Here is a 20155-nt window from a genome sequence, read left to right as displayed (position 1 = left end):
AAAAAGATGCGCAAAGGCGGAGGACGACGGGAAAAACGGGAAGACCGGCGCGGCGAAGAAAACGCCGCGCCTAAATGCGGATCACTATCCGATCCGGCACAGCAGCAGCAAGGCCAGCACCGTGCCCGCCGCAGCCAGACCATAGGTCAAGGCCTTGGCCAACACGCCGCCATGGATGCCGACATCGTGCAGACTGTGATAGATGCGGTGAGCCGCGTGCCACAGCAGCAGGCTGATCAACACCCATAGCGCAGCCTTGCCCAGCAGGCTGTGCGCCAGCGCCAGCGCGCCTTGGTAACTCGCTGCTTTGGCCGGCAGCCAACCCAGCGGCGCGGCGAAGCCTGTGATGACGACCAGCATTGGCCCGAACAGCGCGGCCAGCATGCCGCCTGCGCCAAACAGCCCCCAGAAGATGGGCGCATGGGAACGCTTCAGTTGCCGATTTTTCATTGCAAGATCCCCCAGACGATGCCCAGCAGCGCCAGGCTGGCCAGCAAGGTGGCGGCGAAACCGCCGGCGGTGATGGCGGCGGCGGACACGCGCTTGCCGCCGACGAGGAGCGGCGGCAAGGTGCGCGGCATGATCTTGAACCAGGTGTAGCTGTGGTAGCCGATCATGGCGAGCAGGATCAGGTGGAACAACAGCCCCAGCGGGCTTTGCAGCGCGGCGATGAAGCCGTTCCACACGGCCTCGCCCTGGGACAGATGCCACAGGCCGCACAGCAGCACAAAACCGTAGGCGGCGACGAACAGCGCCGTGCCCTCGTGGATCATGTACTCGATGAAATACGGGTTCTTCTGCCACCAGCCGTCCATCGGCCGGACATAAGGCTTGCGCTTGCTCATTTGCATGCTCCCTTAGGTCTGACGAATCGCAGGAAATAGTCCTTGGCCACTTCGGTCTTGTTCAGGTTGACCGCATTGGCCGGGTCCACCGCCTTGGGGCAGACTTCCGAGCAATACCCCACCGCCGTGCAGTTGAACACGCCCTCTTGCGCCGCCAGCAGCGCCATGCGCTGCTCGGACGCGCCGTCGCGGCTGTCCTGGTTGTAGCGGTGCAAGAGCGCGATGGCGCCGGGGCCGAGGAAATCCGAGTTCAGGCCGTATTGCGGACAGGCGGCGTAGCACAACAGGCAGTTGATGCAGCCGCTGAACTGGGCGTACCAGTCCATCTGCGCCGGCGTCTGCTTGTACTCGCCCTCAGACAAAGGCTTGTCTTCCTTAGGCACGATATAGGGCGTGATGCTCTCGAGTTTGTCGATGAAGTCGTCCAGCACCACCACCAGATCGCGCTCGATCGGGAAGTGGTTCAAGGGTTCGATGCGCACCGTGCCCGGATAGTCGCGCAGGAAGGTCTTGCAGGCGAGCTTGGGCACGCCGTCCACCATCATGCCGCAGCTGCCGCAAATGGCCTGGCGGCAGGACCAACGGAAGGCCAGCGTGCCGTCGAGATAATCGCGGATGTATTGCAGGCCCTGCAGCACCGACATGTCGTCGCTGTACGGCACGTCGAAGCCTTGCAGCCACGGCTCCTTGTCCTGCTCGGGGCGGTAGCGCAGCACCTCGATATGGATGGTTTTGTCCGTCATGCCTGTTCTCCTTTTTCTGCGGCCACCCCCGCCGCGCCATAGGCGCGCACGCCGGGTTGGGACGTGGTGATCTTCACTGCGCCGTACTCGATACGCGGCCCGGCATCCGGCTGATAAATGGCGTGGCTGTGCTTGAGGAAGTTGACGTCGTCACGCGCCTCATAGCCATCCAGCCGCTGGTGGGCGCCGCGCGATTCCTTGCGGTGCAGCGCCGAATGCGCCATCGCTTCCGCCACGTCCAGCTGGTAACCCAGCTCGATGGCCAGCAGCCAGTCGCTGTTCCACACGCTGGATTTGTCTTCCACGTTGACGTTCCGGAAACGCTGTTTGAGTTCGGCCAGCTTGTCGCAGGTGGCGCGCATGCTGTCTTCCATGCGGTAGATGCCGCAGCCTGCCTCCATCGTTTCCGCCATTTCGCGGCGCAAATCGGCGATGCGCTCGGTGCCGTCCTTGGCCCGCAGCGCGTGCAGGCGCGCTTCGGCCACCTTCGCCTGTTGCAGCAACAACTCGCGCTTGGCGGGCTTGCTGTCGCGGGCAAAGCGCGCGGCTTCGACGCCGGCCACCTTGCCGAACACCGACAGCTCGGCCAAGGAATTGGAGCCCAGCCGGTTGGCGCCGTGGATGCCGACGCTGGAGCACTCGCCGGCCGCGTACAAGCCCGGCATCGGAGCGGCGCAATGGCCATCCACCAGGATGCCGCCCATGGTGTAATGCACGGCCGGCCGCACCGGGATCGGTTCCTTGGCCGGATCGATGCCGAGGAACTCCTCGGCCAGCTCGCAGATTTGCGGCAAGCGCTCGCGCAGCTTGGCGTGGCCCAGATGGCGCAGGTCCAGATACACCGCAGAGCCCCACGGCCCTTCGACGGTGCGGCCCTTTTGCTGCTCGTACCAGAAGGCCTGGCTCAGCCGGTCGCGCGGGCCCAGCTCCATGAACTTGTTGCGCGGTTTGTCCTCGGCCGGCCCCAGGCCGTAGTCCTGCAGGTAGCGGTAACCGTCCTTGTTGATCAGCAAGCCGCCCTCGCCGCGGCAGGCCTCGGTGAACAACAGGCCCGTGCGCGGCATGCAGGTGGGGTGGTATTGCACAAACTCCATGTCCCTGAGCGGCACGCCGTGGCGATAGGCCAGCGCCATGCCGTCGCCGGTGACGATGCCGCCGTTGGTGTTCTCGCGGAACACGCGCCCGGCGCCGCCGGTGGCCATCACCACCGCGCCGGCTTCGATCAACACTGACTCGCCGCTGGCGATCTCGATGGCCAGCACGCCGCGCGCCTGGCCGTCCTCGACGATCAGGTCGGCGCAGAAATACTCGTCAAAGCGCTGAATCTGCGGAAACTGGATGGAAGTCTGGAACAAGGTATGCAGCATGTGGAAGCCGGTCTTGTCGGCGGCGAACCAGGTGCGCTCTATCTTCATGCCGCCGAAGGCGCGCACGTTGACGCTGCCGTCCTCCTTGCGGCTCCACGGACAGCCCCAGTGCTCCAGCTGCACCATTTCTTCCGGGCACTGGCGCACAAAATACTCCACCACATCCTGTTCGCACAGCCAGTCGCCGCCGGCCACGGTGTCGTGGAAGTGGGCGTCGAAGCTGTCATGATCCTGCTTCACCGCCGCCGATCCGCCCTCCGCCGCCACCGTGTGGCTGCGCATCGGGTACACCTTGGACACCAGCGCGATCTTCAGCTTGGGATCGAACTGGGCTGCGGCGATGGCCGCCCTCAGGCCGGCGCCCCCGGCGCCGACAATCACTACGTCTGCTTGGCAGGTCTTCACGCGATTCCCCTGTCAGAAGTAAAAATGCGTCAATGCGTAGGCTGCCACCGTGGACACGCCCACCCCGATCAGGCCCGGCATCATGAAACTGTGGTTGAGCAGATATTTGCCGATGCGGGTGGTGCCGCTGCGGTCCATATTGATGGCGGCCAGGTCGCTCGGATAAAAAGCGAAGAAGAAATAGGCGTAACAGGAAGGCATGATGGCCAGCAGCTGGTGCGGACTCAGGCCCAGCGCCAATCCGAACGGCACCATGATGGTCAAGGTGGCGGCCTGGCTCTTGACGAAGGCCGACACGGCGAACATGGCCAGCGCGAAGGTCCAAGGCGCGTATTCCACCATCACCTTGATGTTGTCGACCAGAAAGGTTTCGTTGGCCTTGACGAAGGTGTCGCTCATCCAGGCGATGCCGAAGATGGACACCACGGCGATCATGCCGGCGGTAAAGACTTCGGAGCGGGCGATGGTGGCCGCCTTGGCGTTAGACAGAAACAGGATGAAGGCGCCGAAGGCCAGCATCACGAACTGCACCGCCGTCGTCATCGGCACCGTCTTGCCCTTTTCGTCCATCGGCAGCCAGTGCGGAAATAGCGCCAGCAACACCACCACCAGAATGCCGGTGAAGAACAGGATGACGGCAGGCTTGGCGTGCGCCGGCAGCACCTTGTCCAGCGTGGTCACCGATTTTTCTATCGAGGCGCGGAATTCCGGGTCCTGCAGCCGCGCCTGGTACTCCGGGTCCTGATCCAGCTCGGCGCCGCGCTTCAGGCTCCAGAAGGCGGCGGCCGCCACGCCGATCAAACCGGCGGGAATCGTGACCATCAGGATCTGCCACAGCGTCAGCGGCTGGCTGCTGTGCGCGGTCATCGCCAGCAAGGACGTCACAGCCGCAGCGGCCGGGCTGGCGGTGATCCCCATCTGCGAGGCCACGCTGGCCATCGCCATCGGCCGCTCCGGGCGGATCTTGGTCTTCAGCGACACATCGGCTATCACCGGCAGCAGCGAGTACACCGCGTGGCCGGTGCCGACGCACATGGTCAGCAAAAACGTGGACATGGGCGCGAGAAAGGTGATCTGCTGCGGATGCTTGCGCATGACCTTTTCCGCTTGCTGCACCAGGAAGTCCAGCCCGCCCGCCACCTGCAGCGTGGCCGACGCCGTCACCACCGCCAGGATGATCAGCATCACCGTGATCGGAGGCTCGGCCGGCGCCACCCGGAACACGAAGGCCAGCACGGCGACGCCCAGCCCGCCTATCATGCCCAGCGCCACCCCGCCGCGCCGGATGCCGATCAGAATCGCCGTCAGCAACAGCGCGAATTCAATCCAGAAAGTCCACATGTCTGCTCTCCTTGGCCTGCTTGCCGCGCTGTCGCCAAACCGGAAACATCGGACCCATCAGCCGCTTGCCCATTACCTGTTTATATGGCCTGCGGCGAAACCGGGGCTAGACCTTGATCAAGCGAAGAGGACTTAGTGGATGAAATACCCGTAGCGCATGGAAAACATGAAAACACAAGGGACGGACTCTCGGTACGACCTGTCCTTTAGTATGAAAATCCATGGATCAAGGGAACCTATAACAGGCATTATGCGCACGTCCTTGAATTGCGCATCGCTCGCCGATTGGCGTTCACGCTCATTCCCGCATGGAGAAAGCGCAATGCATAATTACCGTCTGCTCCTTCCCGCCGCCCTGCTGCTGAGTGATCTGGCAAGCGCACACCCCGTGCCGCTGCCGGACCCACATATTCCAGGCTATTCGTTTCCGGAGTCCGAGTCGCAACTGATGGACTGGATCAACCAGCCCACGCCGGCCAACACGCGGCAGATCTATCGTCACGGCTGGGGGCTTTGGGCCTCGTTGACCGCGCCCAGCGGGCAGTCGGAATTCGACATTCCCAATGTCCCGGTTTACCTGACTTGGCTGACCCCGGCGGAGGTGGCCGCGCTGCCTTCCAACCCCGAGCAGTTGAAGGCGCAGGCGGCCACGCCGCGGCAGCTGCAATTGCGCGTGCCGCGCCAGTTCCAGCGTGTTCCGGGTTTCCAGGAAAAATCGCAGGCGAAAAAGGCCGAACTGAGCGCCAAGGCCAATCCATCAACCAGCGACATGCGAGACACATCGGTTTTTGAAATGGTGGCCTACGATCCCGCTGCCGCGGAGTTCGCCCGTAAGAACCAATTGTTTTCCAAGGCCGAGCTGACCAAGCTATACGATGCCGGCAACGCATCGATCCCCGCGTTCCCATCCAACGCCGTCACCATCAAGCCCGTGTACAAGCTGGTGAGCAAGGCGAACATGATCAAGGGCAGCTCTTTGTACGTGATGCCGGCCTGGCCCGGCACGCCCAAAGTGACGCCGGACATCGAGAAAAACGGCTTTTCCGAAGACAAATGGCCCGGCTGCGTCTACATCGACGCCAAGAACCCCGGCAAATCCAAGGCAGACCGCACCGACCCCTCCTGTAGCCACCCGAATGCCAGCAACACCTTCGCCCTGGGTGACTTCATCGCCTACCCGGTCACCGCGGACAACGTGAAGCAATTTCAGCAATTGGTACAAGCCCAGCTGAAACAGTCGGTAGAGGTCGGCGATGCGCTGATTCTGATGGCCATGCATGTCACCACGCGCGAAATCACCGAATGGACGTGGCAGACTTACTTCTGGACGCCGAACCCGGCCAAGCCGCCCCTGCCCGGCAACCGCGCCGCCGCGGCGGCGCGGCCGGCTCAAGTGGCATGGCCCGCCGCCCACTACGCCATGTCCATCGGCTACCAGATGGTGGCGCCGAATCAACCGATAAACGGCGGCAAGAGCGTGGGCCAGCCGGTGACGGTATACAACCCGTATCTGGAATCAGACTTCAACGCCGCCACCTTCACCGCCCCGCCGGTCAATGTCGGCATCTATAGCCCCGTCAGCAAGCGGACCTTCCATGCCACCGTCGGTGTGCAGACCAACTGCATGACTTGCCACTCCGGCGCCTCGGTGCAGATGGACAGCAAGGCCAGTGCGATAGGCTACTCCACCAACTTCTACATTCCGCGCAACGCGCCGATGTTCAAGGGCAATCTGCAGACCGACTTCCTGTGGTCGATCGCGGACGACGCCAAATAGCCGGAAACAGCCCTGCCCATGCGACAAGACCGGCTAACACCGGTCTTGTCATATGCCTGGATCACAGGTGATAGCTGCTGCCGGTCATCAGCCTGGCCGACAGCTTCATCGCCGCCTTCAAGGGCGCCGGCAGCTCAGCGGCGCCCAGCTCGTGCGCCATCTCGGCGTGCTGCAGTTCATCATCGCGCATCTGGCTGACAATGGCGCGGCTGCGCGCGTCGCCTTCCGGCAACTCGCTTAGATGGCTGTCCAGATGCGCGCCCACCTGGCGCTCGGTTTCCTGCAAAAAACCCAGATTCCACTTGTCGCCGAGCACGCCGGCCGCCACGCCCATGGCCAAGGAACCGGTGTACCACAGCGGATTGAGCAGGCAGGGACGGCCGCCCAGCTCGCGGATGCGGCGCTCGGTCCAGGCCAGATGCTCGATCTCCTCCTGCGCCGCCTGACGCAGCGCCTCGCGCGCCGCCGCGTCGCGCGCCGTCAACGCCTGGCCCTGATACAAGGCCTGGGCGCACACCTCGCCGCAATGGTTAACCCGCATCAGCCCTAATGCATGCCGTTTTTCCGCCGCGCTCAGTTCGGTCTCGGCGATATCCTGATCCGGATGCGCGCGGCCGCTATGCGCCGGCGCGCACAAGGTGCGCAGGCCCTTGTCCAGTTCGGTGATCAGCTTGTCCAGCATCGGCACGGCTCCAGCAATTCGTCAAACTGCTGATTATACCTGGCCGGCACAGCGACGGCAGCTGCTGATATAATCAGCCGGTTAAACCTGTTTATCTACTCAACACGAAGGATTGCGCGCAATGAACCTCGCAAGCATCGGCCCGGGCAAAGACATGCCGGGCGACTTCAACGTCGTCATCGAAATCTCCGCCAACGCCGCTCCGATCAAGTACGAATTCGACAAGGAATGGAACACGCTGGTGGTGGACCGCTTCATGGGCACCTCCATGATGTACCCGGCCAACTACGGCTTCGTGCCGCAAACCCTGGCCGGCGACGGCGATCCGGTTGACGTGCTGGTGGTCACCCCGTTCCCGCTGCCGCCGGGCGTGGTGGTGCGCTGTCGCGCCCTGGGCCTGATCAAGATGGAAGACGACGGCGGCGTGGACGCCAAGCTGGTGGCCGTGCCGGTGGAAAAGCTGTGCCCGATGTACAAGTCCATCCAGAAGCTGGAAGACCTGCCGGAACTGCTGCGCGCGCAGATGGTGCACTTCTTCGAGCACTACAAGGATCTGGAAAAGGGCAAGTGGGTCAAGATCCAGGGGTGGGGCACGCTGGAAGACGCCAAAACCGAACTGGTGGAAGGCATTGAGCGCTTCGGCAAGTAAGCGCCGCAAAACGCAACCGGCCGGCAGGCCGGTTTTTTAACGCCCTTAAATGCTGCATTGCACAAATCAGCCATTCAGCCTGATAATGGATTGCTGTGGCGTACGCTTTCTGCCACGCTTTAAATCAGAATGAGCCGCCAGACGGCGGTCCCATGGTGCCCAAACATGGCTGTTTCCTACCGCATGCGGGGACAAGCGCCCCATTTGTCCTGGTTCTTGCGCCGGCTAGAAGCGCAAGGGCTGGCGGCTGCGCCGGAACACGACACGCCATCGCGCCTGCCTGAGGGCTGGGTCGGCATCGAACTGAACGACTGCTGGCTGGACCTGGCCATCGATAGCGATCATGCGCTGGAAGCGCGGCACGCCTACTGCCGCCAGGCAGGCATGGATCTGCTGGAGCTCGCCGGGGACTGGCTACCGCCCGGCGCCGAGCATGGCTTCATGCTGCTGGTCGGCAACGCGCCGGCGCCGGACAGCGCCGCCTGGCAGCTGCTGGACGCCCTGGCGCCGCAGCCCGGATGCTGGCTGCATAGCGGGCCTCTCCACAGCGCCCGCTTCTGCCAGCGGGTATTCGCCGCGCTGTTGCATGCCTGCCACTCCTCCCTACTGCCTCCCGATGCTCAGCCGCGCAATCTGCAATGGGAGCAGATGTTAGGGGAACAATGGCTGCTGGCCGACAAATTGCGCCAATTGGCGGCCAGCTACCTGACAGACCGCATCGGACTCATCCCGCCCTACCCGTCCCCATTGCCGGAAAGCGCGCGCCATTACGCGGCCAACCTAGCCCGGAGCATTGTTTTGACGCTGCCGCAGCAACAGGATTGGGACAAACTGCTGCAGGAATTGTCCGCGCTTCTGCAAACACGAGATCAGCAGCAAGCCGGGCATACTTAGACTGGAAATGAACGGCGGCAATCAACTGGCCGGCTGCCAATCATGAACGCCTGGTTTCCACAGGATTTGCAGAACTCACGAACTCATGGTTTTCCGCTCCGCATGGCCCAAAACAAACCGCCCCGGCATCAGCCGGGGCGGTTTGCGTCTTCCGGAGCAGCGAGCCAGATCAGGCGGCGGCGGTAGTGGACTTTTTGCGAGCTACGGCGGCGCTGGCGGCTTTGGCCGAATTGGTAGCGGCTTCAACACCGGCTTCAGCAATCTCGGCGCTCACCTTCTTGGCGGTCTTGGACACGCTTTCGAAAGCGGCGGTGGAGGTGTTCAGCAGGGTCTTCATCGCGGAAACGGCGATGTCGGAGCCGGCCGGGGCGTTCTTCGACAGACGCTCCAGGCTGGTTTGCAGCGCCTTGTTGTTTTCGGCGATCTGCTCTTCAACAAAAGCGGTCAGCTCATTTTGCGTAGCCAAGGCAGCGTCGTACACGTGGCGGGCGGCGGAGAAAGCTTGATCCAGAGCCGGCTGAGCCAGGCCGCTTTGCACGTCGCCCAGGGCCTTGACGTCCTTCACTTCGCTCAAAGTCTTGAAAGCTTGGGCGTTGTCGTTCAGCAGCTTGCGCGACAGGTCCAGTTGCAGGCTGGCGAAACGCTCGGCGCCGGCCAGTACGATGGAGGAAAGACGAACAGCCTTGTCGAACTGCGATTGACCAAGGGCGGAGAGTTCTTGCGTGGTGGTAAACATGTAATCAGCTCCTAGAATGTCGGGGACACAGCGATACAGCAGCAAAACTATTGTTCCGCGCAATGATGTTGCAGCGCAACAATTGCACTTTACCGTCAGCGGATTGCGCAGGTCAAGAACTTGTTGCATTGCACAATGAACTAAACGGCTATTTCTGCAGAGTTTTTACTACACAATCATTCCATAAAGATGACAATTGCGCGCCTGTCCCTCAGGACATGCCAAACTGAGGTTTTTTTGCGATGCAACGCAGATGGCCCCGCTTAAAGACTCGCCAGCATAGGCCCGCCTCGCGTCAGACGACCCGCCAAGCAAAGCAGCCATTGAAACCCCGACGCCAAGCCAGTACACTCGCCCATAGAAGAAATCTATCCAGTTAAAGCCATCTCATGAGCCCTGTGGCCAACGCCTTTGATATCAAATCCGCCAGTCTGGACCTGCTGGCCATCTTGCTGCGCACCGATAATCTGGACGAACTGAGCCAGGCTTTGGACGCGCGGTTCGGCAACACCAGCGATGCGCCTGCAGAGGCCTTCGTGCTGGATGTGGAGGCCCTGCCCAATCCGGCCGACCTCGACTTCGGCCGCTTGCTGCCCTTGCTGAGCCGCCGCGGCATCCGCGCCGTGGCGCTGCGCCATCCGGACAACGCCCTGGCCGCCGTGGCTGGCCGCTTCGGCCTGGCCTTCGCCAACAGCGCCGCCCAGCCCCGCTCGGTGCAAACGGTGCAGGAGCCGGCGGCCAAGCCCGCCGCCGAAGCGCCCGCGCCCGTGTCGTCCTGCATGATCATCGACCGGCCGGTCCGCGCCGGCCAGCAGATCTATGCCAAGGGTTGCGATCTGGTGGTGCTGGCCATGGTCAATACCGGCGCCGAAGTCATCGCCGACGGCAACATACACGTTTATGCTCCATTGAGGGGGCGCGCGCTGGCCGGCGCGCGCGGCAACCCGCAAGCCCGCATTTTCACCCGCAGCATGGAAGCCGAACTGGTCTCCATCGCCGGGGTGTACCGCACCATTGAACAGGCTTTGCCCGAAAGCATTCTGGGCAAACCCACCCAAATCTATCTTGAAAACGAGCGCCTGGTGATGAGCGCGCTCGGCGAGTAAAACATTTTCCAAAGGAAAGCCCCGTGGCAAAAATCATCGTTGTGACATCCGGCAAGGGTGGCGTAGGCAAAACCACCACCAGCGCAAGCTTCGCTTCCGGCCTGGCACTGCGCGGCCACAAGACTGTCGTGATCGACTTCGACGTCGGCTTGCGCAACTTGGACCTGATCATGGGCTGCGAACGCCGCGTGGTGTACGACCTGATCAATGTGGTCAATGGCGAAGCCAGCCTGAACCAGGCGCTGATCAAGGACAAGAACTGCGACAATCTGTTCATCATTCCGGCCTCGCAAACCCGCGACAAGGACGCGCTGACGCTGGAAGGCGTGGAAAAGGTGTTGAAGGATCTGAACGACGCCGGCTTCGAATACATCGTCTGCGATTCCCCTGCCGGCATCGAGAAGGGCGCGCTGATGGCGCTGTACTTCGCCGATGAGGCGCTGATCGTCACCAACCCGGAAGTTTCGTCGGTACGCGACTCCGATCGCATCCTGGGCATCCTGGCCTCCAAGTCCAAGCGCGCCGAAGAAGGACGCGAGGCGGTGAAGGAGCATCTGTTGATCACCCGCTACGCGCCGGGACGCGTGGACAAGGGTGAAATGCTGTCGGTCGAGGACGTCAAGGAAATCCTGCGCGTGCCGCTGATCGGCGTCATTCCGGAATCGCAGAGCGTGCTGCAGGCATCCAACTCCGGCACTCCGGCCATCCACCTGAAAGGGACGGATGTGGCCGACGCGTACACCGACGTGGTGGCGCGATTCCTGGGCGAACAACGCCCGATGCGCTTCCTGGAAGCCCCCAAGGTGGGCATCCTCAAGCGCCTGTTCGGAGGTTAATTCATGTCATTGATCGATATGATTTTTGGCAAGCGCCAAAAATCCGCCGCCATCGCCAGGGAACGCCTGCAGATCATCCTGGCCCACGAGCGCAACGGCCGCCACGCGCCGGACTATCTGCCGGCCTTGCAACGCGAACTGATGGAAGTGATATCCAAATACGTGTCGGTCAATCTCGACGACATCAAGGTGCAAGTGGAGCGCCAGGACGACTACGAAGTCCTGGAGGTCAACATCGTACTGCCGGAGCAACAGCGCTAAGCCATGACGCTGACCGAACTGCGCTATATCGTGGCGGTGGCGCGCGAGCGCCACTTCGGCCGCGCGGCCCAAAGCTGCTTTGTCAGCCAGCCGACGCTGTCCATCGCCATCAAGAAGCTGGAGGACGAACTGGGCGTGACCCTGTTCGAACGCGGCGGCCAGGAAGTGGCGGTCACCGAGATCGGCGAACGCATCATCGAGCAATCGCAGCGCGTGCTGGAAGAGGCCGACGCGGTCAAGCGCCTGGCGGGCGAGCATCAGAACGAGCTGGCCGGCCCGCTGAAGCTGGGGGTGATCTTCACCATCAGCCCTTATCTGCTGCCCAAGCTGATTCCGGCGCTGCGCATCCTGGCGCCGGACATGCCGCTGATCCTGGAAGAGAATTACACTTCCCGGCTGGCGGAAATGCTCAAGCGCGGCGAGGTGGACGCCATCATCGTCGCCGATCCTTTCGAGGAAACCGGCATCGAAGCCTGGCCCCTGTACGACGAACCCTTCGTCGTGGCCACGCCCAAAGGCCATCCCTGGGAAAAGCAGCAGGCCATCCAGCCCTGTCAGCTGTCCGAGGAAAGCGTCCTGCTGCTCAGCCCCGGCAACTGCTTCCGCGACCAGGTGCTGCAAGCCTGCAGCGAGCTCTCCAGCCGGCCGGCGCAAGGCCATAATCTGGCCAGCACGCTGCAGGGCAGCTCGCTGAACACCATACGCCACATGGTGGCCAGCGGCATGGGCGTCACCGTGATGCCGGCCACCTCGGTCGGCCCCGGCGACGAATCGCTGCTGTCCATCGTGCCGTTCAGCCAGCCGGCGCCGCAGCGCCGCGTGCTCTTGGTGACGCGCAAACAGTTCTTCCGCAAGAAGGCGATAGAAACCCTGCAACAGGCCGTGTTCTGTTCCGGACTCTCCGACGTCGTCATGCTGGAAGGCGAAGCCAAACTCGCCTGATATCGTAATTGCCCCAACCCGCCCGGCTACGCCGCAGCGGGTTTTTCCCGCTTCCACCAGAATCGTCACCGGTGCGATTACAAGATCACACTCCACCGGCACGGCCGGCCATGCTAAAGTCATGCGCGAAACTATCACTCAACCGAGAGACAAGAGCGCCATGAACGCCAATCCCTTGCTGCAAGCCTGGAACACCCCCCACCAGCTCCCGCCGTTCGACCTGATTCGCCCCGAACACTTCGAACCGGCTTTTGACAGCCTGTTCGCCGAACATCTTGCCCAGATCGATGCCCTGGCTGCGCTGAGCGAACCTGCCACTTTTGAAAACACCGCCGCCGCCTTTGATCGCAGCGGCCTGCGTCTGGAGCGCGCCCAGCTGCTGCTGGACAACCTGACATCCTCGGAAACCTCGCCCGCTCTGCAAGAAGTGGAACGCGTCATGGCGTCCAAGCTGGCCGAGCACCGCAGCCGCATTTACATGCATGCGGGCTTTTTCGCGCGGCTGGACGCCATCCACGCCCAGCGAGACAGCCTGAGCCTGAGCGAAGAGCAAGGCCGCTTGCTGGACCTGATCCACCGCGACTTCGTCCGCGCCGGCGCCAAGCTGCAGGGCCCGGCCCGCCAGCGCTACGCTGAGGTCGTTTCCAAACTGGCGGAGCTGACCACTGCCTTCGGTCAAAACGTGCTGGCCGACGAGAGCGAATACACGCTGCCATTGACGGAAAACGATCTGGCCGGCCTGCCGCCCTTCCTGCTGGACGCCGCCCGCGCCGCGGCCGAGGCGCGCCAACAACCGGGCTGGGCCATCACCCTGTCGCGCTCGTCCATCGTGCCCTTCCTGACCTTCTCGCAACGCCGCGACCTGCGCGAGCAAGCCTGGCGCGCCTGGACTAGCCGCGGCGAGCACCCGCAACGCGACAACCGCCCGCTGGCCAAGCAAATCCTGGCCTTGCGCGTCGAACAAGCCAAGCTGCTCGGCTACGCCAGCTTCGCCGACTACGCCATCGCCAACCGCATGGCCGGCACGCCGGCCGCCGTGCACGCGCTGATGGACCAGGTATGGGAACCGGCCAAGGCGCGCTTCGAGTCGGAAAAGGCCATGCTGCGCGAAGAAGCCGCCAAGCTCGGCGAACCTGCCGACATCCAGCCCTGGGACTGGTTCTATCTGGCGGAAAAAGTGCGCATCGCCCGCTATGCGCTGGACGACGCCGAGATCAAGCCCTACTTTGGCCTGGAGAATATGATAGAGGCGATGTTCGACGTGGCGGGCCGGCTATTCGGCCTCAGCTTCAGCGAACGCCACGACCTCAAGCTGTATCACCCGGACGTGCGCGCTTGGGATGTCAGCCGCGAGGGCAAGGTGATCGCCCTGTTCCTGGGCGACAACTACGCGCGCCAAAGCAAGCGCGGCGGCGCCTGGATGCATGTCTACCGCTGGCAGGGCCGCAACGGCGGCGAGGTGCTGCCCATCGTCGTCAACAACAACAACTTCGCCAAGGCCGGCCACGGCCAGACGCTGCTGAGCTTCGACGACGTGCGCACGCTGTTCCACGAGTTCGGACACGGCCTGCACGGCATGCTGTCCAATGTGGAATACCGGCTCTTGGCCAGCCCCAACAGCCCGTGGGACTACGTGGAGCTGCCATCGCAGCTGATGGAAAACTGGGCGCTGGTGCCGGAAGTGCTGGAGAAACACACGCGCCACGCCGAAACCGGCGCGGCCATTCCCGCCGAGCTGGTGGCCAAGATCAAGGCCGCGCGCCACTTCAACCAGGGTTTCGAAACCGTGCGCTACGCCGCCTCCACGCTGATCGATCTGGCGTTGCACGAACGCGACGACGCCGACGGCATCGACATCGCCGCCTTCGAGACCGCAGAACGCGAACGGCTGGGCGTTCCGCCGGCGGCCGGCATGAACCACCGTCCGCCGCACTTCGGCCACATCTTCTCCGGCGACGCCTACGCCGCCGGCTACTACGTCTATATGTGGGCGGAAGTGCTGGAGGCCGAGGCGTTTGCCGCCTTTGAAGAGGCCGGCGATCCCTTCGATCCGGAACTGGCCGACAAACTGTATCGCTACATCTACAGCGCCGGCGACGCCCGCGAACAACGCGCCGCCTTCCGCGCCTTCCGCGGCCGCGATCCGCAAGCGGAAGCGATGCTGAAGAGCCGCGGCCTGCGGTAAACACGTTCTAAAGGCCGGCCTGCGCGGCAGGCTGGCCTTTTCCATTCCAAGCGGTCTTGACGGCCATTCTGGATACTTTGCCCCATGACTGATCCAATCATCCTGCTCAGCGCGCTGCATCAAGCCGCCATCAAACAACACGACCCCTGCGCCCATTTCGCCACGCTGATCACCGTGGATGAGGACCGCCAGCCCGCTTCCCGCATCGTCACGCTGCGCAGCTTGGACCAAGACGGCATCACCTTACTGGTCAACGCCGACAGCCCGAAGATCCGCCACTGGCAAGCCAACGGCAAATGGGAGCTGTCGGGCTTCTGGCCCATCGCCATGGTGCAATACCGGCTGCGCGGCGATGCCGAACTGGAACAGACCGAGACGGTGCGGCGGGACTGGCAAGCCAAACCGAAAACCAGCCGGCTGGCCGACCTTTACCATCAGCGCGTTCGGCCGCAGAGCAGCCCGCTGCCGTCGCGGCAGACCCTGCTGGACGAGATCGACCAGCTGGAACAAGCGCTGGAAAGCGAAGTGAAAGCGCCCTCCCATATCGCGCGGCTGCGGCTGCGCCCCACCCTCGTGGAGATCGGTCAGGCTTCCTTGTCAGACCGGCTTCACGATAGACGCTTGTACCAGTTGCAAGATGGCGCTTGGCGAGAAACCATTCTGGTTCCATGAACGCATGGCCGCCGGATAAGAAAAACACCCTAGAGGAAACCCAATGCCCAATCCGCTGCTGCAAGCCTGGGACACGCCCCACCAATTGCCGCCATTCGATCTCATCCGGCCCGAGCACTTCGCGCCGGCGCTGGAGCAATTGATGGCCGAACATCTCCAAGCGGTCGAGGCCATCGCCCAACAGCCCAGCCCAGCCAGCTTCGCCAATACGGTGGAAGCGCTGGAGGCTGCCGCCTTGCCGCTCCAGCGCGTCTCGCTGGTCTTCCATAACCTCTGCGCGTCCCACTCCACGCCCGAGCTGCAGGCAGTGGAGCGCGCCTTGGCGCCCAGGCTGGCCGCCCATCACAGCGCCATCTATCTGAACCAGAAACTGTTCGCCCGACTCGATGCCCTCATGCGTCAGGCATCGGAGCTGGAGTTGAGCGAGGAGCAACGCCGGCTGCTGCAGCGGCTGCACCTCGACTTCCGGATGGCAGGCGCCTGCCTGCAAGGCGAGGCGCGGCGCGCATTCGCCGCTTGCGTCGAAGAACTGGCGATGCTGAGCGCGCGCTTCGGCCAGAACGTGCTGGCCGACGAGGCCGAGTACGCGCTGCAGCTGCGCGATGAGGCGGAATTGGCCGGCCTACCGCCATCGCTGCGCAACGCCATGGCCGAGACCGCCCGCCAACGCGGACTGGAAGGCTACGTCGCCACGCTGGCCCGCTCGTCGGCCATCGCCTTCCTCACCCACTCCAGCCGCGCCGACCTGCGCGAGGCCATCTGGCGCGCCTGGACCACGCGCGGCGCCCGGCCGGCGCGCGACAACCGTCCGCTGCTGCAACGCATCCTGCAGCTGCGCCAACAGCAGGCCAGGCTGCTCGGCTATGCCAACTACGCTGACTATGCGCTGTCCGACCGCATGGCAGGCACGCCGCAGGCGGTTTATCAATTGCTGGAGCAAGCGTGGGAGCCGGCCAAGGCGCTGTTCGCGCGCGAAAAGCAGCAGTTGCAGGCGATGGCGCGCAGGCTCGGGCTAGACGAAGACATTGCGCCCTGGGACTGGCGCTATCTGGCCGAGAAAGTGCGCTTGGAACACTATGCGCTGGACGACGCCGAGGTGAAGCCGTATTTCAGCCTGGCCAATATGCAGGCGGCGATGTTCGATGTCGCCGGACGCCTGTTCGGCCTGAGTTTCGACGAGCGCAGCGACCTGCCGCGCTACCATCCGGACGTGCGCGGCTGGGACGTGCGCCGCCACGGGCAGCTCATCGGCGTGTTTCTCAGCGACAATTTCGCCCGCCCCGGCAAGAAGGGCGGCGCCTGGATGAGCGTCTACCGCGCGCAAGGCCTGCATGGCGGCGTCTCGCTGCCCATCGTGGTCAACAACACCAACTTCGCCAAGGGCGAGCCGACGCTGCTGAGCTTCGACGACGTGCGCACCCTGTTCCACGAATTCGGCCACGGCCTGCATGGCCTGCTGTCCCATGTGCACTACCCGCGCCTGTCCGGCACACGCGTGCCGCGCGACTATGTCGAGCTGCCGTCGCAACTGATGGAAAACTGGGCGCTGGTGCCGGAGGTGCTGGAAAAGCACGCCCGCCACGTTGAAAGCAGCGCCGCCATCCCGCCGGCGCTGGTGGCCAAGATTCTGGCGGCGCAAAACTTCCAGCAAGGCTATGCCACGGTGCGCTATGTCATTTCCGCCTTGCTCGATCTGGAACTGCATCAGCAGACCGATGGAATAGACGATGCGGACGCGTTCCAGGACGAGGTGTGCCGCCGCTACGGCCTGCCGCCGGAAGCCGGCCTTGCCCATTCGCTGCCGCACTTCAACCATCTGTTCAATGGCGGCTACGCCGCCGGCTACTACGTCTATCTATGGGCGGAAGTGCTGGAGGCGGAAGCGTTCTCGGTATTCGAACAGCGCGGCGACGCCTTCAGCCCGGAACTGGCGGACAGTCTGTATCGCCACATCTACAGCGCGGGCAACGCGCGCGACCCGCAGCGCAGTTTCCAGGCCTTCTGCGGCCATGCGCCCAGCGCCAGCCCTATGCTGCGCAAGCGCGGATTGAAAGACTAAGGGCAGTGGACGTTTGCTGAGCGGTAAAGCCGGCCAACACTGCGGGACGAATCGAGGCGTTTTGCGCGCCGCATTTCATGCTCTGCCAGCGCGAAACAACAAAGCGTAGGGCAGGATTGCCTACAGGAGCCGGGGCAGTCCACGTCGTCGCGCAAGGCGTCCGGCCAAAACGGCGCCAGCGCCTTCCACGCAGCAGACGTCAACCGCCCCCTAGGCCACCTCCGCAACACACCATTGCCATACCACTCGGCAAGCATGGGGATGCCGTTGAAATATTGTCTTGCAAAAAGGATACTAAGGCACTAAATAAGCATACAAATTACATGGAGCCTTCATGCGCATTGCCATAGCAAGCTGTTTCGCCGTCCTGGCATTGTCATCGAACCCAGTCCTGGCTTTCGATATCGGATCGGTGCTGAGCACGGTGACTCAAGCCGTAGACACCGTAAAAAGTGTGAGCGGGGTGGTCTCCAATCCTACCGGCGACCAAGCCAATTCGCCGCGCTTGCGGCTGACCCAACCCTCCCCTGTCGGCTCGCCTCTGCCGGCCAAGCTGGAGGAAAGCGATCACGTCTACAAGGAGCTAGACGAAATGACTGTTTTCCTGTCGCGCCCGAACCTGAACCAGGACGGTTCCATCCGCGTCGCCAAATCAGAGCTGATGCGCGGCCAGGTGTACAAGGACCAATATGAACACCCGGCCACGCAAAGCACCCTGCAAATATGGTCCGCCTACAAGGACCAGCTGGGACAACAGGGCTATCAAATGGATTTCGTTTGCGACAAGCCTTGCAGCAACAATACCGACGTATGGGAGAAGGCCCAGGGCCTCATCATCTATCAGAAAACCGACCGCTACCTGGTGGCGCACAAGGCCAATACCTGGGTCTCTGTCGCTGTGGGAGAAATCAGCGATCATCCGCGCTCCAGCGTGAATGTCGTGATCCGCAACAACTAAACGCCGCGCCCGCTATCCGCGCAGATTATGCGAAACTGAAGCTGTCCAAACCACAGGAAACATCATGACCACTACCATTGCGCGCAAGGAGGAGGAAACCAGCCTGGACACTCGGGCCGCCGTGGAGATTTTCTTCTATGCCTACAAAGCCCTGACCAACAAGCCGGACGAAATGCTGGCCAAGCGTGGCCTGGCGCGCGTGCACCATCGCATCCTGTTTTTCGTCGCGCGCTATCCCAAGCTATCGGTCAAGGACTTGCTGTCGTTTCTGGGCGTCACCAAGCAGGCCATCAACATTCCGCTGCGCCAGCTGATGGAAATGGGCCTGATCTGCAGCCAAGCGGCGCCGCACGACAAGCGTGTCAAACAGCTGACGCTGAGCGAGGAAGGCGTGCGGCTGGAGGAAAACCTGCATCGCGAGCAGCAGCGGTTGCTGCAAACCGCATTCGGCGACTGTGGCGACAAAGCCACGCGCGACTGGTTTCTGATCAATGGCAGGCTATCCGAACATATGCTGCCTTGAGCCCAGCTTCAAATGACAAACGGCCCGGAATATCCGGGCCGTTGCTTTTAGGCGCTGTTAATCGATGCGCTGGTAGCTGACTTCCAGTACCTCGATATCCTCATCGCCGTCCGGACCGCGGAACAGCACGCTATCGCCCTCGCGCGCCTTCAGCAAGGCGCGCGCGATGGGCGAGATCCAGCTGATGCGGCCGCGCGGCAGATCTATCTCGTCCACGCCGACAATGCTCAGCCGCTGCTCGCTGCCGTCGCCGCGCTGAATCAGCACGGTGGCGGAGAAGAAGATCTGGTCGGTTTCCTCGCGCGTTTCCGGGTCCACCACCTCGGCGATCTCCAGCCGCTTGGTCAGAAAGCGGATGCGGCGGTCAATCTCACGCAGCCGGCGCTTGCCATACAGGTAATCGCCATTTTCCGAGCGGTCGCCATTGCTGGCCGCCCAATTGACCACCTGCACGATTTCCGGCCGCTCCCGGTTGACCAGGTGGTACAGCTCATCCTTCAGCCGCTGCCAGCCGCCGGGCGTGATGTAGTTCTTGGTCGAGGCCGGCAGGCGGCGCTCCGCCGGCAGATCGTCTTCCTGCTGCTCGTCTTCTCGAGTAAATGCCTTGCTCATAGCCTTGTCGATTCCATGCGGCCGCCATCGATGCGGCATCAGTCCAATTATGCCTCAGTTGCCGGCAGCGCCCTGCCCTCCAGCAATGCCAGGCAATACGGCATCAGCGCCTTGGGCCGCAGCTTGACCCTGCGCAATTGCGCCGCGTCCAGCCACACCAGCTCGTAGTGATTGTCCGGCGCCAGCTTGGCCAGCTCCGGTCCGCCCAGGCGCAACAGCCCGCGGTGCTCCCGCGCGACGAAAACATGCTCGGTGCGGCTGTTGCCTTCCAGCACGCAGACCTGGCCGCCCAGCCAGACATTGAGTCCGGTTTCCTCGCGCGTTTCGCGCACGCAGGCCATCGCCGGCGTTTCGTTCTTCTTGATGTTGCCGCCAGGCAGCACGAAGAACTCTTTTTCCGGCTTGACCCGGCGCATCAGCAACAGGCGGCCATGCTCGATGATGACGATGGAGGCGCGCTGTCGGCGCGGCTCCGGCGGCGGCCACACTTCCGCTCTTGCCTGGTCCCATTGTTCCATTTTCTCTCCCGCAACAAAAAGCGGGCGCCGCCTGATGGCGCGCG

At 63.0% G+C, this 20155-nt stretch carries 21 protein-coding genes; 12 read left to right on the top strand and 9 right to left on the bottom strand.

Annotated features, from left to right (window positions below; genetic code table 11):
- Positions 1–84 precede the first annotated feature (84 nt).
- Genes frdD through QUG01_RS02185 form a run of 5 tightly spaced genes read right to left on the bottom strand, consistent with a single transcriptional unit; the run spans position 85 to position 4701 of the window.
- Positions 85–450 (bottom strand): fumarate reductase subunit FrdD, encoded by a 366-nt coding sequence (gene frdD, locus QUG01_RS02205; protein WP_500828686.1) that lies wholly within the window; start codon positions 448–450, stop codon positions 85–87.
- Positions 447–845 carry a fumarate reductase subunit C gene (locus tag QUG01_RS02200; RefSeq protein ID WP_500828685.1) on the bottom strand — a complete coding sequence of 133 codons (399 nt, stop codon included), beginning with the start codon at positions 843–845 and terminating at the stop codon, positions 447–449. Before QUG01_RS02200 ends, frdD begins: the two co-directional genes overlap by 4 nt.
- Positions 842–1588, bottom strand: a complete 747-nt coding sequence (locus tag QUG01_RS02195; protein WP_500828684.1) for a succinate dehydrogenase/fumarate reductase iron-sulfur subunit — start codon at positions 1586–1588, stop codon at positions 842–844. Before QUG01_RS02195 ends, QUG01_RS02200 begins: the two co-directional genes overlap by 4 nt.
- Entirely contained in the window at positions 1585–3360 is a 1776-nt protein-coding gene (gene frdA / locus QUG01_RS02190) for a fumarate reductase (quinol) flavoprotein subunit (RefSeq protein ID WP_500828683.1), read from the bottom strand. The genes QUG01_RS02195 and frdA overlap by 4 nt, the downstream gene beginning before the upstream one ends.
- Before the next feature lie 12 nt (positions 3361–3372).
- Positions 3373–4701, bottom strand: coding sequence for an anaerobic C4-dicarboxylate transporter (locus QUG01_RS02185; RefSeq protein ID WP_500828682.1), 1329 nt, complete (start codon positions 4699–4701; stop codon positions 3373–3375).
- A 322-nt stretch (positions 4702–5023) separates the two neighbouring features.
- Here QUG01_RS02185 and QUG01_RS02180 point away from each other — a divergent pair, with 322 nt between their 5' ends.
- Positions 5024–6478: a hypothetical protein gene (locus QUG01_RS02180; RefSeq protein ID WP_500828681.1), complete on the top strand. Its 1455-nt coding sequence runs from the start codon at positions 5024–5026 to the stop codon at positions 6476–6478.
- 61 nt (positions 6479–6539) lie between these two features.
- Here QUG01_RS02180 and coq7 read toward each other — a convergent pair whose 3' ends face one another.
- Entirely contained in the window at positions 6540–7160 is a 621-nt protein-coding gene (gene coq7 / locus QUG01_RS02175; protein ID WP_500828680.1) for a 2-polyprenyl-3-methyl-6-methoxy-1,4-benzoquinone monooxygenase, read from the bottom strand.
- Between the two features lie 121 nt (positions 7161–7281).
- Between coq7 and ppa the strand changes: the two genes are divergently transcribed.
- Both ppa and QUG01_RS02165 read left to right on the top strand, forming a co-directional pair.
- A complete protein-coding gene (ppa, locus tag QUG01_RS02170; RefSeq protein WP_021478635.1) occupies positions 7282–7809 on the top strand; it encodes an inorganic diphosphatase in 528 nt (175 codons plus the stop codon).
- A gap of 204 nt (positions 7810–8013) precedes the next feature.
- The gene (locus QUG01_RS02165) at positions 8014–8703 is read left to right on the top strand and encodes a hypothetical protein (RefSeq protein WP_500828679.1); all 690 of its coding nucleotides are present in this window, start codon (positions 8014–8016) and stop codon (positions 8701–8703) included.
- 169 nt (positions 8704–8872) lie between these two features.
- Here the strand turns inward: QUG01_RS02165 and QUG01_RS02160 are convergent, their stop codons facing one another.
- The gene (locus QUG01_RS02160; protein ID WP_103319533.1) at positions 8873–9439 is read right to left on the bottom strand and encodes a phasin family protein; all 567 of its coding nucleotides are present in this window, start codon (positions 9437–9439) and stop codon (positions 8873–8875) included.
- Between the two features lie 389 nt (positions 9440–9828).
- Here QUG01_RS02160 and minC point away from each other — a divergent pair, with 389 nt between their 5' ends.
- The 9 genes from minC (at position 9829) to QUG01_RS02115 (ending at position 18981) form a co-directional block, all read left to right on the top strand.
- Positions 9829–10545, top strand: coding sequence for a septum site-determining protein MinC (gene minC / locus QUG01_RS02155; RefSeq protein WP_500828678.1), 717 nt, complete (start codon positions 9829–9831; stop codon positions 10543–10545).
- Between the two features lie 23 nt (positions 10546–10568).
- The gene (gene minD / locus QUG01_RS02150) at positions 10569–11381 is read left to right on the top strand and encodes a septum site-determining protein MinD (protein WP_043620832.1); all 813 of its coding nucleotides are present in this window, start codon (positions 10569–10571) and stop codon (positions 11379–11381) included.
- A 3-nt stretch (positions 11382–11384) separates the two neighbouring features.
- Positions 11385–11642: a cell division topological specificity factor MinE gene (gene minE, locus QUG01_RS02145; RefSeq protein WP_043620835.1), complete on the top strand. Its 258-nt coding sequence runs from the start codon at positions 11385–11387 to the stop codon at positions 11640–11642.
- A 3-nt stretch (positions 11643–11645) separates the two neighbouring features.
- Positions 11646–12584, top strand: coding sequence for a hydrogen peroxide-inducible genes activator (locus QUG01_RS02140; protein WP_043620838.1), 939 nt, complete (start codon positions 11646–11648; stop codon positions 12582–12584).
- Between the two features lie 121 nt (positions 12585–12705).
- Positions 12706–14769 (top strand): M3 family metallopeptidase, encoded by a 2064-nt coding sequence (locus tag QUG01_RS02135; protein WP_500828677.1) that lies wholly within the window; start codon positions 12706–12708, stop codon positions 14767–14769.
- Positions 14770–14853: 84 nt separating this feature from the next.
- On the top strand, positions 14854–15441 hold the full coding sequence (locus QUG01_RS02130; RefSeq protein ID WP_500828676.1) for a pyridoxamine 5'-phosphate oxidase family protein: 588 nt from the start codon (positions 14854–14856) through the stop codon (positions 15439–15441).
- 43 nt (positions 15442–15484) lie between these two features.
- Complete coding sequence (locus QUG01_RS02125; RefSeq protein WP_500828675.1) at positions 15485–17500, top strand: M3 family metallopeptidase; 2016 nt, start codon at positions 15485–15487, stop codon at positions 17498–17500.
- Positions 17501–17834: 334 nt separating this feature from the next.
- Positions 17835–18458 carry a hypothetical protein gene (locus tag QUG01_RS02120; RefSeq protein WP_500828674.1) on the top strand — a complete coding sequence of 208 codons (624 nt, stop codon included), beginning with the start codon at positions 17835–17837 and terminating at the stop codon, positions 18456–18458.
- A gap of 64 nt (positions 18459–18522) precedes the next feature.
- Positions 18523–18981 (top strand): MarR family winged helix-turn-helix transcriptional regulator, encoded by a 459-nt coding sequence (locus QUG01_RS02115; RefSeq protein WP_500828673.1) that lies wholly within the window; start codon positions 18523–18525, stop codon positions 18979–18981.
- A gap of 57 nt (positions 18982–19038) precedes the next feature.
- Here the strand turns inward: QUG01_RS02115 and greB are convergent, their stop codons facing one another.
- The gene (greB, locus tag QUG01_RS02110; RefSeq protein ID WP_500828672.1) at positions 19039–19593 is read right to left on the bottom strand and encodes a transcription elongation factor GreB; all 555 of its coding nucleotides are present in this window, start codon (positions 19591–19593) and stop codon (positions 19039–19041) included.
- A 47-nt stretch (positions 19594–19640) separates the two neighbouring features.
- Positions 19641–20111: an NUDIX domain-containing protein gene (locus QUG01_RS02105; protein WP_500828671.1), complete on the bottom strand. Its 471-nt coding sequence runs from the start codon at positions 20109–20111 to the stop codon at positions 19641–19643.
- Positions 20112–20155: the final 44 nt, after the last annotated feature.

The sequence above is a fragment of the Chromobacterium sp. CCUG 76385 genome, from assembly GCF_059916625.1.
The sequence above is the reverse complement of the archived record's forward strand: the minus strand, read 5'-3'. Positions and strand labels throughout refer to the sequence as shown.

What these genes read in the sequence shown, in the direction of transcription:
- frdD (WP_500828686.1), bottom strand. Translation starts at nt 450, where the DNA reads ATGAAAAATCGGCAACTGAAGCGTTCCCATGCGCCCATCTTCTGGGGG.
- QUG01_RS02200 (WP_500828685.1), bottom strand. Translation starts at nt 845, where the DNA reads ATGAGCAAGCGCAAGCCTTATGTCCGGCCGATGGACGGCTGGTGGCAG.
- QUG01_RS02195 (WP_500828684.1), bottom strand. Translation starts at nt 1,588, where the DNA reads ATGACGGACAAAACCATCCATATCGAGGTGCTGCGCTACCGCCCCGAG.
- QUG01_RS02185 (WP_500828682.1), bottom strand. Translation starts at nt 4,701, where the DNA reads ATGTGGACTTTCTGGATTGAATTCGCGCTGTTGCTGACGGCGATTCTG.
- QUG01_RS02180 (WP_500828681.1), top strand. Translation starts at nt 5,024, where the DNA reads ATGCATAATTACCGTCTGCTCCTTCCCGCCGCCCTGCTGCTGAGTGAT.
- coq7 (WP_500828680.1), bottom strand. Translation starts at nt 7,160, where the DNA reads ATGCTGGACAAGCTGATCACCGAACTGGACAAGGGCCTGCGCACCTTG.
- ppa (WP_021478635.1), top strand. Translation starts at nt 7,282, where the DNA reads ATGAACCTCGCAAGCATCGGCCCGGGCAAAGACATGCCGGGCGACTTC.
- QUG01_RS02160 (WP_103319533.1), bottom strand. Translation starts at nt 9,439, where the DNA reads ATGTTTACCACCACGCAAGAACTCTCCGCCCTTGGTCAATCGCAGTTC.
- minC (WP_500828678.1), top strand. Translation starts at nt 9,829, where the DNA reads ATGAGCCCTGTGGCCAACGCCTTTGATATCAAATCCGCCAGTCTGGAC.
- minE (WP_043620835.1), top strand. Translation starts at nt 11,385, where the DNA reads ATGTCATTGATCGATATGATTTTTGGCAAGCGCCAAAAATCCGCCGCC.
- QUG01_RS02140 (WP_043620838.1), top strand. Translation starts at nt 11,646, where the DNA reads ATGACGCTGACCGAACTGCGCTATATCGTGGCGGTGGCGCGCGAGCGC.
- QUG01_RS02135 (WP_500828677.1), top strand. Translation starts at nt 12,706, where the DNA reads ATGCGCGAAACTATCACTCAACCGAGAGACAAGAGCGCCATGAACGCC.
- QUG01_RS02130 (WP_500828676.1), top strand. Translation starts at nt 14,854, where the DNA reads ATGACTGATCCAATCATCCTGCTCAGCGCGCTGCATCAAGCCGCCATC.
- QUG01_RS02125 (WP_500828675.1), top strand. Translation starts at nt 15,485, where the DNA reads ATGCCCAATCCGCTGCTGCAAGCCTGGGACACGCCCCACCAATTGCCG.
- QUG01_RS02120 (WP_500828674.1), top strand. Translation starts at nt 17,835, where the DNA reads ATGCGCATTGCCATAGCAAGCTGTTTCGCCGTCCTGGCATTGTCATCG.
- QUG01_RS02115 (WP_500828673.1), top strand. Translation starts at nt 18,523, where the DNA reads ATGACCACTACCATTGCGCGCAAGGAGGAGGAAACCAGCCTGGACACT.
- greB (WP_500828672.1), bottom strand. Translation starts at nt 19,593, where the DNA reads ATGAGCAAGGCATTTACTCGAGAAGACGAGCAGCAGGAAGACGATCTG.
- QUG01_RS02105 (WP_500828671.1), bottom strand. Translation starts at nt 20,111, where the DNA reads ATGGAACAATGGGACCAGGCAAGAGCGGAAGTGTGGCCGCCGCCGGAG.